Source organism: Aquabacterium sp. J223 (genome assembly GCF_024666615.1).
Taxonomy (GTDB): Bacteria; Pseudomonadota; Gammaproteobacteria; order Burkholderiales; family Burkholderiaceae_C; genus J223.
In genome coordinates this window covers 1588538-1603234 of the sequence record NZ_CP088297.1, presented here as the reverse complement: position 1 = coordinate 1603234, position 14697 = coordinate 1588538, and the positions used below count along the sequence as shown (strand labels likewise).

Below are 14697 nucleotides of genomic sequence, written 5' to 3'. Positions count from 1 at the left end.
GACAACCGAACAGGACGGCACAGACGACATGAGGCACATCCCCCTGCCCGGGCGGGTCGGCGCGCTGGCCGCCCTCGCCCTCCTCCTCGCAGGCTGCGCCCTGCGGCCCCCGGTCCCGCCGCCCACCGGCTTCACGCTGACGTCGCCCGGGCGGGCGGACAACGAACTGGCGACCCGGCCCTACGGCGGCCGCAACCCCGCCAACCCGAACTGCGCCGGCGACAACGTCTCACCGGCGCTGGCCTGGGAGCGACCGCCGGCCGGCACCCGCAGCTTCGCGGTGCTGATGGACGACCAGGCGGGCCGCGCCGGGCTGGGCGTCAACCACTGGGTGGCCTACGGCATCCCGGCCGGCGTGCGGGGCCTGCCCGAAGGCGCGGCCACCGCGTCGGGCAGCGGCTTCATGCACGGGCGCAACACGCTGGGGCTGTCCTACCTCGGCCCCTGCCCGCCCCGCGGCAACGCGCCGCAGCACTACGTCTTCACGCTGATCGCCACCAGCCTGGAGCCCGACGCCCTGGGCCCCGGCCTCAGCAAGGGCGAACTGCTGCAGGCCCTGCAGGGCGGCAAGGCGCTGGGGGCCGCGAGCTTCGTGATGCGCTACGCGCATTGAAGCCGCCGGCCCCTGGGGCCGGGTCGCACCACGCGCCTGGTCGCGTTCTGCGCACGTTCGGCGCAGCGATGGACCGACCGGCGCGAGCGGCGGCGCACGGGCGATCCGCGGCCGCCGGCTGAACGCCTGGCGTTTCAGAACCGGTGCCGGATGCCGGCTTCGTAGCCGGTCGACGTGCGGCCGCCGGCCAGGCCGCCAGGCCCCCGGCGATGGTGAAGGTCGACGCGCCGTCGTTGTCGATGCGCGCGGCCGTGGTGTACAGCGCGGTGCGCTTGGACAGGTTGTAGACATAGCCCAGCCCGAGCTGCCTCGCGCCGTTGGCGCCGATGTTGGCGGCACCGACGCGGCCGTCCATGTCGACCTTGATGAAGGAGCCCTTCACTTCGTGCGGGCCGAAGGTGCCGACGGCCGAAAGCATCCACATCGTCTGCTCGGCGGTGCCGTACTTGAACTGCCGCCAGGCCGCGCCGAGGCGCACGTTGGCGATGTCGTAGCTGGCGCCGACGGTGGCGTCCTTGAACTTGCCGGCCACGGTGTTGGCGTTCTCCGAGGTGGTGTACGCGGCGGAGGCGTTGACCGGGCCGCTCGCGTAGCCCACGCGGCCGGCGTACAGCTTGGCGTTGCCGCTGGCCACCGCCCCGCCCTCGCCGGCCGCCACCATCAGGCCGACGTCGAAGCCGGCGACGGCGGGCGACAGGTACTGCACCGCGTTGTCGCTGCGCACCGTGGTGTTGGGGTTGCTGCCGAAGGTGGCGCCGATCGGGCCCGTCTGGCCGCCGGTCACGACGTTCGCGCTGCGCGCCACGCCGACGTAGGAGAACGGGTCGAAGCGGGTCCAACTGGTGTAGCTGGGGATGAAGTCGCGCCCGAGGCGGACCTCGCCCCATTGCCGGCCCAACAGGCTCACGGTGCTGCGGCGGTCCCAGAACTTCGTGGCTTCGTTGACAGCGCCCGAGTCGACGGACAGGCCGTGCTCCAACCAGAAGGCGGCAGTGAGGCCGCCACCGAGGTCCTCGCGGCCGCTGAAGATCAGGCGGCTGGTGTTGTTGGAACCGCTCACCAGCGAGCTGATCGAGCCGCGGCCCTCGTTGCTGACATGGCGGGCGGCGGCGTCCAGGATGCCGGACACGGTGACGGAACTCTGCGCGGCGGCGGGGGCGCCGACCAGTGCGCAGCAGGTGGCGATCAACAGCGGCTTCATCGGTATCTCCTCGGTGTGGACATGGCGCCGGCACCCGGCCAGCGGGTGAAAACGGCCGCGATCATCCGAGGAGGGCCGGGCTGCGTGAATTGCGCAATGCAGATCGATTGATCCGCTTGGCGCATCAACCGTCGCGGGTCGTGCGGCCCCTGCGCGACGGCGGCTTGACCGCCGAGAACAGGTCGTAGAGCTGCTGCGCCGCCGGCGACAGCGCATGGCGGCGGCGGCGGATCAGGCCCATCTTGCGCGTCACCGCGGGCTCCACCAGCGGCACGCTGACCAGCGTCGGGTGATCGGGCCCCGGCATGGCCATCGACGGCACCGCCGCCACGCCCAGCCCGGCTTCGACCAGGCCCAGCATGGTGGTGACGTGCTGCGTCTCGTAGGTGGCCTGCGGGCGTCCCGGCACGCCGGCCAGCGCCTGGTCGAGCAGCACCCGGTTGCCGGAAGTGCGGCTGACGGCGATGTAGTCGTGCTCGGCCAGTTGGCCCCAGCTGATGCTGCGCAGGCGGGCCACCGGGTGGTCGCGCCGGCAGGCGGCGACGAAACGGTCCTGCGCGAGCGGCTTGAACTCGATGTCGCCCTCCTGCGCGCCGATGAAGTTGAGCCCGAAGTCGGCCTCGCCGCGCGAGACCGCACCCAGCACCTCGTTGGCGCCGGCGTCCAGCACCTTCACCCGCACGCGCGGGCATTGCTGGTGGTAGCGGCGGACGACCTCCGAGAGGTAGTAGTAGACGGTGGACGGCACGCAGGCCACCGTCACCTCGCCCATGCGGGTGGCCGCCGCGCCGCGCAGGGTGAGCAGCGTGCTGTCCAGCTCGTCGAGCAGCTCGCGCACCTTGCGCTCGAACTCGCGGCCCACCGACGTCAGGCTCACCCGCCGGGTGGTGCGCTCCAGCAGCCGCACGCCCAGCGCCTGCTCCAGCTTGTCCACCCGCCGGCTGAACGCCGGCTGCGACAGGTGCACCGACTCGGCCGCCTTGCGGAAGCTGTTCAGCTCGGCCACGGCGCGGAAGGCCACCAGGTCGTTGAGGTCGAAGTTCAGGGCCATCGCGTGCTCCGTCGTCGTGCCGTGGATTGATGTGAAGCGTAGATCAATCGATCCCCAATGCGCAATTCACAAGCAACAGCGACGCGCCCACAGTCGAGTCCATGAACCGCACCGTCCCCTGCGTCCTGATGCGAGCCGGCACCTCCCGCGGCCCCTTCTTCCTCAAGGAATGGCTGCCGGCCGACGGTGCTGCGCGCGACGAGGCGCTGGTCGGCGCCATCGGCGCGTCCGACCTGCTCCAGGTCGACGGCGTCGGCGGCGGCAGCACGCTCACCAGCAAGGTGGCCATCGTCTCCCGCTCGGCGCAGCCGGGCTGCCAGCTCGACTACCTGTTCGCGCAGGTCGGCGTCGGCCAGCGGTCGGTGGACACCCGGCCCAACTGCGGGAACATGCTGTCCGGCGTCGTGCCGTTCGCCATCGAGCAGGGGCTGGTGCAGCCCCACGGCGACGAGACGACGGTGCGGGTCTTCAACGTCAACACCCGCTCGCGCATCGACGTCACGGTGCAGACGCCGGGTGGCCGGCTCACCTACCAGGGGCCGACCAGCATCGACGGCGTGGCCGGGACCGCGGCGCCCATCCTGCTGAACTTCCTCGACGCGTGGGGCGCGGTCACCGGATCGCTGTTCCCCACCGGTCGGCGCACCGACCGCATCGACGGCGTGGACGTGACCTGCATCGACGCCGGCATGCAGCTGGTGATGGTGCGTGCGTCATCGCTGGGCCTGAGCGGGCGCGAGTCGCCGGCCGAGCTCGATGCCGACATCGCCCTGCTGGCGCGGCTGGAAAGCCTGCGCCTGTCCGCCGGCGAGGCGATGGGCCTGGGCGACGTCTCGGGCGCCGTCGTGCCCAAGCCGGTGATCGTCAGCGACGGCGACGACGCCGACAGCATCACCTCGCGCTACTTCACCCCGCGCCGCTGCCACGCCTCGCACGCGGTCACCGGCGCGATCGGCGTGGCCACCGCCTTCGCGCTGCCCGGCACCGTGGCCAGCGGCCCGACGCGGTCCGGCCGCCGCCGCATCGACGTGCTGCATCCGCAGGGCCGCATCGCGGTCGAGGTGGATGTGGACGGCAACGGCGACGACGCGCGCATCCGGCGCGCGTCGCTGGTGCGCACCGCCCGAAAGATCTTCGAAGGAACGCTGCACCTGCCCGAGTACGTGTTCTCGACGCCCGACACCATTGAAGGAGACCCGCCCGTGAAAGCGCTCATCGCCCCCGCCCTGGCCCTTGCGGCCGCCGTCGCCGCGCCCGCCGCCCAGGCCTGGCCGGACAAGGTCATCACCATCGTCGTGCCCACCGCCGCCGGCGGCGGCAACGACGCGATGGCCCGCACCATCGCCCAGAAGCTGGGCCCGCTGCTGGGCCAGCAGATCATCATCGACAACCGCGCCGGCGCCACCGGCTCGATCGCCAGCGAGTACGTCGCCCGTGCCCAGCCGGACGGCCACACGCTGATGTTCGGCTACATCGCCACCCATGCGATGAACCCGGCGCTGCAGAAGCTGCGCTACGACCCGGTGGCCGACTTCCAGCCGGTCGGCCTGGTCGGCTATTCGCCCACGCTGATGGTGGCCAACCCGGCGACCCCGATCAAGGACGTGAAGGACCTCATCGCGCAGCTCAAGGCCAAGCCGGACAAGTTCGCCTACGCCTCGGCCGGCAGCGGCACGGCGCCGCACTTCGCGGCCGAGCTGTTCAAGCTGAACGCCGGCGTGGCGATGGTGGGCGTGCCGTACAAGGGCTCGGCGCCGGCGGTGTCCGACACCCTGGCCGGGCAGACGCAGGTCATGTTCCCCAGCATCTTCACCGCCATGCCGTACGTGAAGTCCGGCAAGCTGAAGCCGCTGGCGGTGGCCGGGCCCAAGCGCTCGCCGCAGCTGCCCGACGTGCCGACGCTGCAGGAGGCCGGCGTGCCCGGCGTCGACGTGCAGCAGTGGTACGGCTTCTTCGCGCCGGCCAAGACGCCCAAGCCCGTCGTCGATCAGCTCAACGCGGCGCTGAACAAGGTGCTGTCCGACCCGGAGGTGATCAAGCGCATCGAGGACCACGGCGCCGACGTCGAGACCAGCACGCCGGAGCAGTTCGGCAAGCTGGTGCGCGACGACCTGGCCAAGTGGAAGGGCGTCGTGCAGAAGGCCAGGCTGACCGCCGATTGACCGGCCACCCCCTGGCGAGAGGAGACACCATGAGCGAACCCGACCTGCGGGCCTGGATCGGCCGCAGCGAATCGGTCCACGACCTGATCACGCCGGCACCGGTCAAGGCGCTGCACGCCACGCTGGACTGGCCGATCCCGGAGGTCGCCGAAGGCCCGCTGCCCCCGCTGTGGCACTGGCTCTACTTCCTGCCGGTGCACCGGCAGAGCGAGATCGGCGCCGACGGACACGCCAAGCGCGGCGGCTTCCTGCCGCCGGTGGCGCAGCCGCGGCGCATGTGGGCCGGCGGCCAGTTCGAGTTCCGCAGCCCGGTGCGGGTGGGCGACCGGGTGGAGCGCACCTCCACCATCGCCGACGTGACCGTCAAGGACGGCCGCACCGGCCGGCTGGTCTTCGTGAAGGTGCGCCACGAGGTGCGTTGCAACGGCGCCGCCGAGCCGGCCATCGTCGAGTTCCACGACATCGTCTACCGCGACGCGAAGAAGCCGTCCGACGTCGAGCCGCCGCCGGTGAAGGCGCCCTTGGTGATGGACACCGACCAGGTTCCCGGATCCGGGTCTCCCGGGCCGGAAACGCGCCCCCTCGGCAGGCAGCGACCGCAGGAAGCGTGGGGGCGCACGATCGTGCCGGACGACGTGCTGCTGTTCCGCTACTCCGCGCTGACCTTCAACGGCCACCGCATCCACTACGACCGCCGGTACGTCACCCAGGTCGAAGGCTATCCCGGCCTGATCGTGCACGGGCCGCTCATCGCCACGCTGCTGATGGACCTGCTGCGCCGCCAGCGGCCGGACGCCGACGTCGCGACCTTCCGCTTCAGGGCCGTGCGGCCGACCTTCGACCTGAACCCGTTCAAGGTCTGCGGCCAGCCGCAGGCCGACGGCCGGACCGTCACGCTGTGGGCGCAGGACCACGAGGGCTGGCTGACGATGGACGCCGAAGCCACGCTGCGCTGAACCGACCGGGAGACATCACCATGCAACCGCTCAAGGGCCTGACCGTCGTCACGCTGGAGCACGCCATCGCGGCGCCCTTCGCCACCCGCCAGCTCGCCGACCTCGGCGCCCGCGTCATCAAGGTCGAGCGGCCGGGCAGCGGCGACTTCGCCCGCGGCTACGACGAGCGGGTGCGCGGCATGGCCTCGCACTTCGTCTGGACCAACCGCAGCAAGGAAAGCCTGACGCTGGACGTCAAGCACCCGCAGGCCAACGCCCTGCTGCAGCGGCTGGTGCTGGAGAAGGCCGACGTGCTGGTGCAGAACCTGGCCCCCGGCGCCAGCCAGCGCCTGGGCCTGGGCCACGACGTGCTGTCGGCTAAGAAGCCGGGGCTCGTCGTCTGCGACATCTCCGGCTACGGCGGCGACGGGCCCTACCGCGACAAGAAGGCCTACGACCTGCTGATCCAGAGCGAGGCGGGCTTCGTCTCCGTCACCGGCACGCCGGACGAACCCTGCAAGGCCGGGCCGTCGATCGCCGACATCGCCGCCGGCATGTACGCCTACAGCAACATCCTGGCCGCGCTGCTGCAGCGCCAGCAGACCGGCCGCGGCCGCCACATCGACATCTCGATGCTCGAGTCGCTGGCCGAGTGGACCAGCTACCCGCTGTACTACGCCTTCGAGGGCCAGGCGCCGCCGCCGCGCACCGGCGCCGCGCACGCCACCATCTACCCCTACGGCCCCTTCCCGGCCGGCGACGGCGGCACGGTGATGCTGGGCCTGCAGAACGAGCGCGAATGGGCGGCCTTCTGCGAGAAGGTGCTGCAGCAGCCCGCACTGACCCAGGACCCGCGCTTCACCGGCAACAGCAAGCGCGTGGCCGCACGGGACGCACTGCGCGCCCTCATCGTCGAGGCCTTCGCGCCGCTGAGCGCCGCGCAGGTGGTCGAACGGCTGGAGGCCGCGCAGATCGCCAACGCCCAGGTGAACACCATGGCCGAGGTCTGGGCCCATCCGCAGCTCCAGGCCCGTGGCCGCTGGCGCGAGGTGGACTCGCCGGTGGGCCCGCTGCCCGCGCTGCTGCCGCCCGGCAGCTGGCCCGAGCCGCCGCGCATGGACGCGGTGCCCGCGCTGGGCCAGCACACCGACGCCATCCTCGCCGAACTCGGGGTGCCGCCGCACGAGGTCGCGGCGCTGCGCGCGGCCGAGGCGATCTGATCCACCCCCCTACCGCAACCTCCTTCGAAAGACCGCCATGGCCGCTTCCATCATCGACTCCAGCATCTTCCAGGGCATCTTCAGCAGCGATGCGATGCGGCACGTGTGGTCCGACGAGAACCGCACCGCCAAGTACGTGGAGATCGAACGCGCGCTGGCCATCGTGCAGGCCCGCCTCGGCATCATTCCGCAGGAGGCGGCCGACGAGATCGTCAGCCACTGCCACCTCGACCAGATCGACATGGCGCGCCTGCGCCAGCAGACCGAACGCATCGGCTACCCCATCCTCGGCGTCGTGACGCAGATCAACCAGCGCTGCCGCGACAAGCTGGGCGAGTTCGTGCATTGGGGCGCGACCACGCAGGACATCACCGACACCGCCACCGTGCTGCAGATCCGCGAGGGCCTGGCGCTGGTCGATGCGGACCTGAAGGGCATCGCCGACGCGCTCGCCAGGCTGGCCGAGGCGCACCGGCTGACGCCGATGATCGGCCGCAGCAACCTGCAGCAGGCCATCCCGGTGACCTTCGGCTACAAGATGGCCGGCCTCCTGTCGGCCGTGCTGCGCCACCGCGAGCGCATCGCCCAGCTGAAGGAACGGGTGCTGGTGGGCGAGTTCGCCGGCGCCGCCGGCACGCTGGCCTCGATCGAGAAGGGCGCGATGGACACCCAGGCCGGCCTGTGCGCCGAGCTGGGCCTGAAGCAGCCCGTCATCGCCTGGCACACCATCCGCGACAACATCGCCGAGGTGGGCACCGTGCTCGGCCTGATCGGCGGCACGCTGGGCAAGCTCAGCATGGACGTCAAGCTGATGATGCAGACCGAGGTGGGCGAGGTCTACGAGCCCTACCACCACGGCCGCGGCTCCAGCAGCACCATGCCGCAGAAGCGCAACCCGATCAGCAGCTGCTACATCCACGCCGCCATCAGCGTGGTGCGCCAGCACACCGCCGCGCTGCTGGACGCCATGGTGGCCGACCACGAACGCTCCACCGGCCCGTGGGAGATCGAGTGGATCTCGCTGCCCGAGACCTTCTGCCTCATCGCCGGCGCGCTGAAGCAGTCGCGCTTCGTCGTCGAAGGCCTGCAGGTCGATGCCGAGGCGATGAGGCGCAACATCGAGATGACCGGCGGCCTGGTGATGAGCGAGGCGGTGATGATGGGCCTGGGGCCCTACATCGGCCGCGAGTACGCCCACGACCTCGTCTACGACCTGTGCCGCCAGTCGCTGGCCGACCGCACGCCGCTGATCGAGCTGCTGGCGGCGCACCCGGAGATCCGGCGCCACGTCGACCGCGCGGCGCTGGAGGCCATGCTGGACCCGGCCAACTACCTCGGCCAGTCCGGCGTGTTCGTCGACCGGGTGCTGGACGCGCACCGCCGGCAGGCCGGCGCCTGAGCCGCGGCGACCCGGCCAGCGATGGGCTCGGCCGCGTCGTTCTGCCCAATGAATCTGCTGCCGGAGGGGACCCGGCCCGCTAGGGCGAAACACAGTTTCGATTGATGATCCGAAACGACGAGATCAATTCCAGGGGCAACCCGGGTCATCACCATGCGACTGGACCGCTTCGACCTGAACCTGTTGGTCACGCTGGAGGCGCTGCTGGAAGAGCGCAACGTGACCCGGGCGGCCGAGCGGCTGCACATCGGCCAGTCGGCGGCCAGTTCGGCGCTGGCCCGCCTGCGTGAGCACTTCAACGACCTCCTGCTCGTCCCGGCCGGCCGCGAGCTGATGCCGACGCCGCTGGCGCGCAGCCTGGTCGCACCGGTGCGCGACACGCTGTTGAGCGCCCGCGCCACCATCCGCCGACGGCCGTCGTTCGACCCGGCGACCGCCTCGCTGAAGTTCACGCTGCGCGCGTCCGACTACGTCACCACGGTGCTGCTGGCCGACGCCGTGCGGCGCATCTCCAGGGAAGCGCCGGGCATCACGCTGAACCTGCTCGGCCTGTCGCACGACCTCTTCGACAGCATCGAGCGCGGCCACACGGACGTGCTCGTCATGCCGCAGACCTATGCGGAGCGCCTGGACCACCCGCAGACCCGGGTCTTCGACGAGGACCACGTGTGCATCGCATGGCGAGACCACCCCGACCTCGGCGACAGCCTCAGCGTCGAGCAGTACCTGGCCATGGGGCATGTCTCGGCGCGCTTCAACTTGCCGGGCGGCGGTGCCTTCGAGGATTGGCTGTTCCCCCGCTACCGCCACCGGCGCCGGGTGGAGACCAGCGTCAGCAGCTTCAGCCTGCTGCCGCAGCTGGTGGTGGGCACGCGGCGCCTGGCGGTGGTGCAGCGGCGGCTGGCCGTGCTGGCCGCGCGCACGCTGCCGCTGAAGCTGTACGAGGTGCCCATCGAAGTGCCGACGCTGGTGGAGATGCTGATCTGGCCGCGGCACCTGCAGGACGACCCCGCGCACCGGTGGCTGCGCGAAGCGCTGCTGGCCTGCGCCCGGGACATGGCCGCGGACCCACAGCCCGGTCATCAGAAGGACTGACCTCCCGGGTTCTTCATGCAGTTTGCTGAGCGTGAGCCGCAGGCCGGCGGCCGTTGCAACACGGTCACACGGAGTAACCCCTGCGCCATGGGCTGACGCACCACACGGTGCGTGTACTGCCAATTTGGCCGGCTCGTGATGGCCATGCCGCCTTACCTCTGAAGCGGCGTTGGACGCGTCTTCATCGGGCCGAACGTATCAATGTCATCGATACGTTGCATGACTCTTATCGATTTCTGACGCTGCTGGGCGCTGCCTATCGTCGCGACCTGTGTCGGCACCGTCCCCCCGGCGGCTGCCGCACAACTCGCCCACAACATCCATGGAGACTCCCATGCAGCGTTCACTCCGGCTTGCGGCCAGTGCAGTCGCCCTCTCGCCCATCGTGTTGGCCATCGGCGCCGCACATGCGCAAAGCCAGGTCCAGGTCTATGGCGTCATCGACGTCGCCGCCGGCCAGTACGGCAGCGTCGGCCCCGGCCCGGCCATCTCGACGGCGACGGGCGCGACCGTCGCCGTGACCGAGGTCAAGGGCGTGCACAACGGCGGCGTCACCACCAGCTTCCTCGGCTTTCGCGGCACCGAGGACCTCGGCGGTGGCCTGAGCGCCAAGTTCACGCTGGAGAGCTTCCTGCTGGCCGACACCGGCACCAGCGGGCGCAGCGCGACCGACAGCTTCTGGGCCCGCGAGGCGACGGTCGGCCTGGCCGGCGGCTTCGGCGAGGTGCGACTGGGCACCAACGGCAACCCGATGTGGCTGGCCACCCTGCCGGTCAGCGCCATGGGCGGCAACTCGCGCTTCTCGCCGATCTTCCGGTACATGTTCAATGGCGGCGTGCGCGGCCTGTCGATCATCGACACGGCGATGACCAACTCGATCCGGTACACCACGCCCAACCTCAGCGGCTTCACCGGCAACGTCGCGCTGCAGGCCGGCGAAGGTCGGGGCTCGCGCTACAACTACGCCGCCAGCCTCGCCTACATGGGCGGCCCGCTGGTGGTGACCGCCGGCCTGCAGAGCGCCCGTCATCAGCCGCCGCCCGCTGCCTCCACCGCGGCCTTCGACCAGGACATGTGGGTGCTGGGTGCGGCCTACAACTTCGGCATCGTGCGACTGAGCGCGGCCTACGCCACGGTCGACAACTCGGCCGCCGCGGGCCTGACGCCCGGGGTGCCGAACAAGAGCCGCATCCCGCAGGTCGGCCTGACCGCGCGGCTGGGCCCGGGCCAGCTGCAACTGACCGCCGGCCGCGACACCAACGAGATCAAGGCGTCGGGCGCCACCAACTACAAGCGCGAGACGGTGAGTGCGGGCTACCTCTACTCGCTGTCCAAGCGCACCGACATCTACGCCATGCTGATGAACGAGAAGTTCTCCAGCGTGCCGGCCACCACGCCGGCCTCCGCGAAGAAGAGCGGCGACAGCTACATGGTGGGCATTCGCCACGCCTTCTGATGCTCGTTCCGACCGCGGGCCGGCCCGGTCGTGTGACGCCCGCCGGGTCCGTGAGGATGCGGCGGGCGTTTATCCTTCCGACGAGTCCCGTGGAGCCGATGCCGTGAACGAGATCCCGCGCCCCGACCTGCTGCGGCGCCGCCTGCTGGCCACCGGCGGTGCGGTGTTGGCACCGGTCGCCGCCGTCGCGCAGGCGCCGGCCGCTGCGACGACGGCCGCGCGCCTGCCGCTGACCGCCCAGACCACCGAGGGCCCGTACTACCTGGACGGCATGCCGCTGCGCAGCGACATCACCGAGGGCCTGCCCGGCGTGCCGCTGGAGATCGTCTTCACCGTGCGCGATGCCGACGGCCGGCCGCTGAAGGGATGCCGGGTCGACGTGTGGCAGTGCGACGCTGCAGGGCGGTACTCGGGCTATGCGGGCCAGGGCGACGACAGGACGGTCGACCTGGTGGGCAAGACCTTCCTGCGCGGCGGCCAGGTCAGCGACGACGGCGGCGAGGTGCGCTTCCGCTCCGTCTACCCCGGCTGGTACCCCGGGCGCACCACGCACGTCCACATGAAGGTGCTGAACGACGGCGCCGCGCTGCTGACCTCGCAGTTCTTCCTGCCCGATGGGCTCAACGAGTTCCTCTACACGCAGACGCCGCAGTACCGGCGGCGCGGCGTCCGCGACGTGGTCAACCGCACCGACGGCATCGCCCTGCGCGCCGGTGAAAGCGTGATCGGCGCGGTGCAGGAACTGCCCGACCGCTACGTGGCGCGGTTGACGCTGGTGGTCGATCCGCAGGGCCGCCCCTCCGACCAGCGCCCGGGCATGCCGATGCCGCCGGCGCTGCGCACCGGCAGCGGCCGGCGCGCGCTGCCGCCGGCGGAGGGCGCCGGCCGGGTCGGCATGCTGGTCCCCGGTCCGACCAAGCCCTGACGCCCGGGTGGCGGCGGGCGCTCACGCCGCCTGGAACAGCTGGCAGACGAGCTGGCGCAGCCAGGCGTTGGCCGGGTCGTGGTGGAAGCGCGCGTGCCAGGTCTGCCGCAACGCCAGCGGCGCCACCGGCACCGGCATCGGCCAGGCGTGCACCGCGCCGTAACCGACGAAGGTGTCGGCCAGCCGCTGCGGCACGGTGGCCAGCAGGTCGCCCTGCGCCAGCAGCATGGGCAGCACCATGAAGCTGGGCGTGAACATCACGAAGCGGCGGGTCACCGCATGCTCCTGCAGGGCCCATTCGAAGATGTCCTCCTCCGCTCCCGGCGTGGTGACGCCGATGTGGCCGGCCGACCGGTAGTCGGCCAGGCCCAGCGGGCCTGCGGCGGCCGGGTGGCGCGGCGAGGCGATGCAGGCCAGCGGATGGCGGAACAGCTGCTGCTGGAAGAGCCCCTCGCGGGCCAGCCGCGCGCTGCCCAGCGCCAGGTCGACGTTGCGCTGCTCCAGCGCCGCGTCCAGCTCGCGCGGGGGCACCCGCACCACGCGCAGCGTGACCTGCGGCGCCAGCGCCTGCAGCCGCGGCAGCAGCGTGGGCAGGAAGACCAGCTCGGCGACGTCGCTCATGCTGAGCGTGAAGACGCGCTGGCTGGTCGCCGGGTCGAAGCCCGCGCCGGGCACCAGGCGGGCGCGCGCGGTCTCCATCACCTGCGCCACGGCCGGGGCCAGCTCCATCGCCTTGGGCGTCGGCGCCATGCCGCGGCCGGTGCGCACGAACAGCGGGTCGCCGAAGTACAGGCGCAGCCGCCGCAGCGCCTTGCTCACCGCGGGCTGTGCCAGCCCCAGGTGCTCGGCGGCGGCCGAGACGCTGCCCCGCCGCAGCAGCGCGTCGAGCACCGGCAGGAGGTTGAGGTCGAAGTCCTTCCAATGCATCGCGGGCATATCGCAGCTGCTTCAGCGGGAATGTACCGACGGCCGGCCGTTGCCTAGACTGGCCGTCACCGCCCGATCCGAGAGGCGGCCCCGGAGACATCCCATGACCCTGCCACCGACCGCCGTCCTCCGCGGCGCCCAGGCCGCCGCGGCCCGCATGGCCGACCGCGACACGCCCTTCGTCTTCGACGACTGGTACGTCGCCGCCTTCGCCGAGGAGGTGGGCCCGCACCTGCTCGCGCGCCGCCTGCTCGGCCGCCGTGTCGTGCTCTACCGTGACACGGCGGGGGCGGTGGTGGCCCTGGACGACCGCTGCCCGCACCGCAGCATGCCGCTGTCGGCCGGACGCCTGGACGGCGACACCGTGGTCTGCGGCTACCACGGCATGCGCTTCAACGCCCAGGGCGACTGCATCGACGTGCCGTCGCAGCCCCAGTGCCCGAAGCACGTCGGGGTCAGGGCCTACCCGGTGGTCGAGCGCGGCCCGGTGGTGTGGATCTGGATGGGCGACCCGGCGGCCGCCGACCTGTCGCGGCTGCCGCCGCAGCCCTGGCTCGAATCGCCGGACTGGGAGACCTCGCAGGGTTTCCTGACGCTGCACGGCAGCTACGTGCGGCTGCACGAGAACCTGCTCGACCTCACCCACCTCACCTTCCTGCACGAGAAGAGCATCGGCACGCCGGACTACGCCAAGGCGCCGTTCGAATCGGTGATCGGCGACGGCCGCTTCGCGCTGCTGCGCGACGTGGTGCCGACCACCCTGCCCCCGGTGTGGGCCGACCCCACCGGCCTGAAGGGCCAGGGCCAGGCGGCGCGCATCGTGCGGTCGGAGTTCCTCGGGCCCGGGCTGCACGAGGTGTCGGTGGCGTTCTACGACTGCCACCTGCCGGCCGACCAGCGCCGCACCTTCCACATCCGCACCGCCCACATGCCGACGCCGGAGACGGCGACGACGACGCACTACTTCATCGTGCACGGCCGCGACTTCGCGCAGCACGACGCGGCGATGACGCGCACCATGCACGACCAGCTGTTCCAGGCCTTCCACGAGGACGTGGTCGGCCTGGCCCTGCAGGAAGAGGCGCTGGCCGGCACGCCGCCGGACGAGCTGTACGAGTTCTCGATCGCCGCCGACGCCCCGGCCGTGGCCATGCGGCGCTACCTGAAGGACCGCGCCCGTTGAACCCCTCGCGCCGGGCGATGGCGCACCGTCATTCCTCGGGCGCCGGCGCCACCCCGTCGAGCAGCCCGATCAGCTCGTCCAGCGTGGCATAGAAGCGCTGGATGAAGTCGCTGCCGACGTGCGCCTCGATCGCCTCGTACACCGCCTCGATCTGCGGCGCCATCGCCGCCGCCAGGGCGCGGCCCTTCGCCGTCGGCGTCACCAGCAGCCGCCGCTGGTCCGATGCCACCCGCTCGCGGGTGACGTAGCCGAGGTCGTCCATGCGCGCCAGCACGCCGGCCAGGCTGGGGCTGGAGATGCGGCAGGCCTCGCCGATCTGCCGCGGCTCCAGGGGCCCCGTCTCGAGCAGCGCGCGCAGGATGCGCCACTGCTGTTCGGTCACGCCGTGGGCGTTGAGGATGGGCCGGAAGTGCGCGATCACGCCCTCGCGCGCCTGCAGCAGCAGCAACGGCAGGTTGCGGTGGGCAAACCCCGATGACCGCAGGGAACCGGTGCGTGCTCGGCGGGTTGACATGGGTCGATCTTAGTGG

General features: G+C 71.6%; 13 protein-coding genes. 9 read left to right on the top strand and 4 right to left on the bottom strand.

Going from position 1 to position 14697, the window contains the following annotated elements:
* Window positions 1-28: 28 nt before the first annotated feature.
* A complete protein-coding gene (locus tag LRS07_RS07770) occupies window positions 29-613 on the top strand; it encodes a YbhB/YbcL family Raf kinase inhibitor-like protein (RefSeq protein ID WP_260501365.1) in 585 nt (194 codons plus the stop codon).
* On the opposite strand, the gene LRS07_RS07765 is transcribed toward LRS07_RS07770, so the two are convergent.
* Window positions 531-1814 (bottom strand): porin, encoded by a 1284-nt coding sequence (locus LRS07_RS07765; protein ID WP_260501364.1) that lies wholly within the window; start codon window positions 1812-1814, stop codon window positions 531-533. The genes LRS07_RS07770 and LRS07_RS07765 overlap by 83 nt on opposite strands.
* Before the next feature lie 124 nt (window positions 1815-1938).
* Window positions 1939-2865 carry a LysR family transcriptional regulator gene (locus LRS07_RS07760; protein ID WP_260501363.1) on the bottom strand — a complete coding sequence of 309 codons (927 nt, stop codon included), beginning with the start codon at window positions 2863-2865 and terminating at the stop codon, window positions 1939-1941.
* Between the two features lie 101 nt (window positions 2866-2966).
* Between LRS07_RS07760 and LRS07_RS07755 the strand changes: the two genes are divergently transcribed.
* The 7 genes from LRS07_RS07755 to LRS07_RS07725 all read left to right on the top strand — a co-directional run bounded on the left by LRS07_RS07755 (window position 2967) and on the right by LRS07_RS07725 (window position 12057).
* Window positions 2967-5027 carry a 4-oxalomesaconate tautomerase gene (locus tag LRS07_RS07755; protein ID WP_260501362.1) on the top strand — a complete coding sequence of 687 codons (2061 nt, stop codon included), beginning with the start codon at window positions 2967-2969 and terminating at the stop codon, window positions 5025-5027.
* 29 nt (window positions 5028-5056) lie between these two features.
* Complete coding sequence (locus LRS07_RS07750) at window positions 5057-5983, top strand: HTD2 family dehydratase (protein WP_260501361.1); 927 nt, start codon at window positions 5057-5059, stop codon at window positions 5981-5983.
* A 20-nt stretch (window positions 5984-6003) separates the two neighbouring features.
* On the top strand, window positions 6004-7182 hold the full coding sequence (locus LRS07_RS07745; protein ID WP_260501360.1) for a CaiB/BaiF CoA transferase family protein: 1179 nt from the start codon (window positions 6004-6006) through the stop codon (window positions 7180-7182).
* A 37-nt stretch (window positions 7183-7219) separates the two neighbouring features.
* Window positions 7220-8581, top strand: a complete 1362-nt coding sequence (locus tag LRS07_RS07740; protein ID WP_260501359.1) for a class-II fumarase/aspartase family protein — start codon at window positions 7220-7222, stop codon at window positions 8579-8581.
* Between the two features lie 153 nt (window positions 8582-8734).
* Window positions 8735-9676: a LysR family transcriptional regulator gene (locus tag LRS07_RS07735; protein ID WP_260501358.1), complete on the top strand. Its 942-nt coding sequence runs from the start codon at window positions 8735-8737 to the stop codon at window positions 9674-9676.
* Between the two features lie 334 nt (window positions 9677-10010).
* Window positions 10011-11132 carry a porin gene (locus LRS07_RS07730; protein WP_260501357.1) on the top strand — a complete coding sequence of 374 codons (1122 nt, stop codon included), beginning with the start codon at window positions 10011-10013 and terminating at the stop codon, window positions 11130-11132.
* Window positions 11133-11235: 103 nt separating this feature from the next.
* Window positions 11236-12057, top strand: a complete 822-nt coding sequence (locus LRS07_RS07725) for an intradiol ring-cleavage dioxygenase (RefSeq protein WP_260501356.1) — start codon at window positions 11236-11238, stop codon at window positions 12055-12057.
* A 21-nt stretch (window positions 12058-12078) separates the two neighbouring features.
* Here the strand turns inward: LRS07_RS07725 and LRS07_RS07720 are convergent, their stop codons facing one another.
* Window positions 12079-12993, bottom strand: a complete 915-nt coding sequence (locus LRS07_RS07720; RefSeq protein WP_260501355.1) for a LysR family transcriptional regulator — start codon at window positions 12991-12993, stop codon at window positions 12079-12081.
* Window positions 12994-13087: 94 nt separating this feature from the next.
* On the opposite strand from LRS07_RS07720, the gene LRS07_RS07715 reads away from it, so the two are divergent.
* Window positions 13088-14167, top strand: a complete 1080-nt coding sequence (locus LRS07_RS07715; protein ID WP_260501354.1) for a Rieske 2Fe-2S domain-containing protein — start codon at window positions 13088-13090, stop codon at window positions 14165-14167.
* 28 nt (window positions 14168-14195) lie between these two features.
* Here the strand turns inward: LRS07_RS07715 and hpaR are convergent, their stop codons facing one another.
* A complete protein-coding gene (gene hpaR, locus LRS07_RS07710) occupies window positions 14196-14681 on the bottom strand; it encodes a homoprotocatechuate degradation operon regulator HpaR (RefSeq protein ID WP_260501353.1) in 486 nt (161 codons plus the stop codon).
* Window positions 14682-14697: the final 16 nt, after the last annotated feature.

Coding starts and splice junctions, on each gene's coding strand:
- LRS07_RS07770 (WP_260501365.1), top strand. CDS start 29: ATGAGGCACATCCCCCTGCCCGGGCGGGTCGGCGCGCTGGCCGCCCTC.
- LRS07_RS07765 (WP_260501364.1), bottom strand. CDS start 1,814: ATGAAGCCGCTGTTGATCGCCACCTGCTGCGCACTGGTCGGCGCCCCC.
- LRS07_RS07760 (WP_260501363.1), bottom strand. CDS start 2,865: ATGGCCCTGAACTTCGACCTCAACGACCTGGTGGCCTTCCGCGCCGTG.
- LRS07_RS07755 (WP_260501362.1), top strand. CDS start 2,967: ATGAACCGCACCGTCCCCTGCGTCCTGATGCGAGCCGGCACCTCCCGC.
- LRS07_RS07750 (WP_260501361.1), top strand. CDS start 5,057: ATGAGCGAACCCGACCTGCGGGCCTGGATCGGCCGCAGCGAATCGGTC.
- LRS07_RS07745 (WP_260501360.1), top strand. CDS start 6,004: ATGCAACCGCTCAAGGGCCTGACCGTCGTCACGCTGGAGCACGCCATC.
- LRS07_RS07740 (WP_260501359.1), top strand. CDS start 7,220: ATGGCCGCTTCCATCATCGACTCCAGCATCTTCCAGGGCATCTTCAGC.
- LRS07_RS07735 (WP_260501358.1), top strand. CDS start 8,735: ATGCGACTGGACCGCTTCGACCTGAACCTGTTGGTCACGCTGGAGGCG.
- LRS07_RS07730 (WP_260501357.1), top strand. CDS start 10,011: ATGCAGCGTTCACTCCGGCTTGCGGCCAGTGCAGTCGCCCTCTCGCCC.
- LRS07_RS07720 (WP_260501355.1), bottom strand. CDS start 12,993: ATGCCCGCGATGCATTGGAAGGACTTCGACCTCAACCTCCTGCCGGTG.
- LRS07_RS07715 (WP_260501354.1), top strand. CDS start 13,088: ATGACCCTGCCACCGACCGCCGTCCTCCGCGGCGCCCAGGCCGCCGCG.
- hpaR (WP_260501353.1), bottom strand. CDS start 14,681: ATGTCAACCCGCCGAGCACGCACCGGTTCCCTGCGGTCATCGGGGTTT.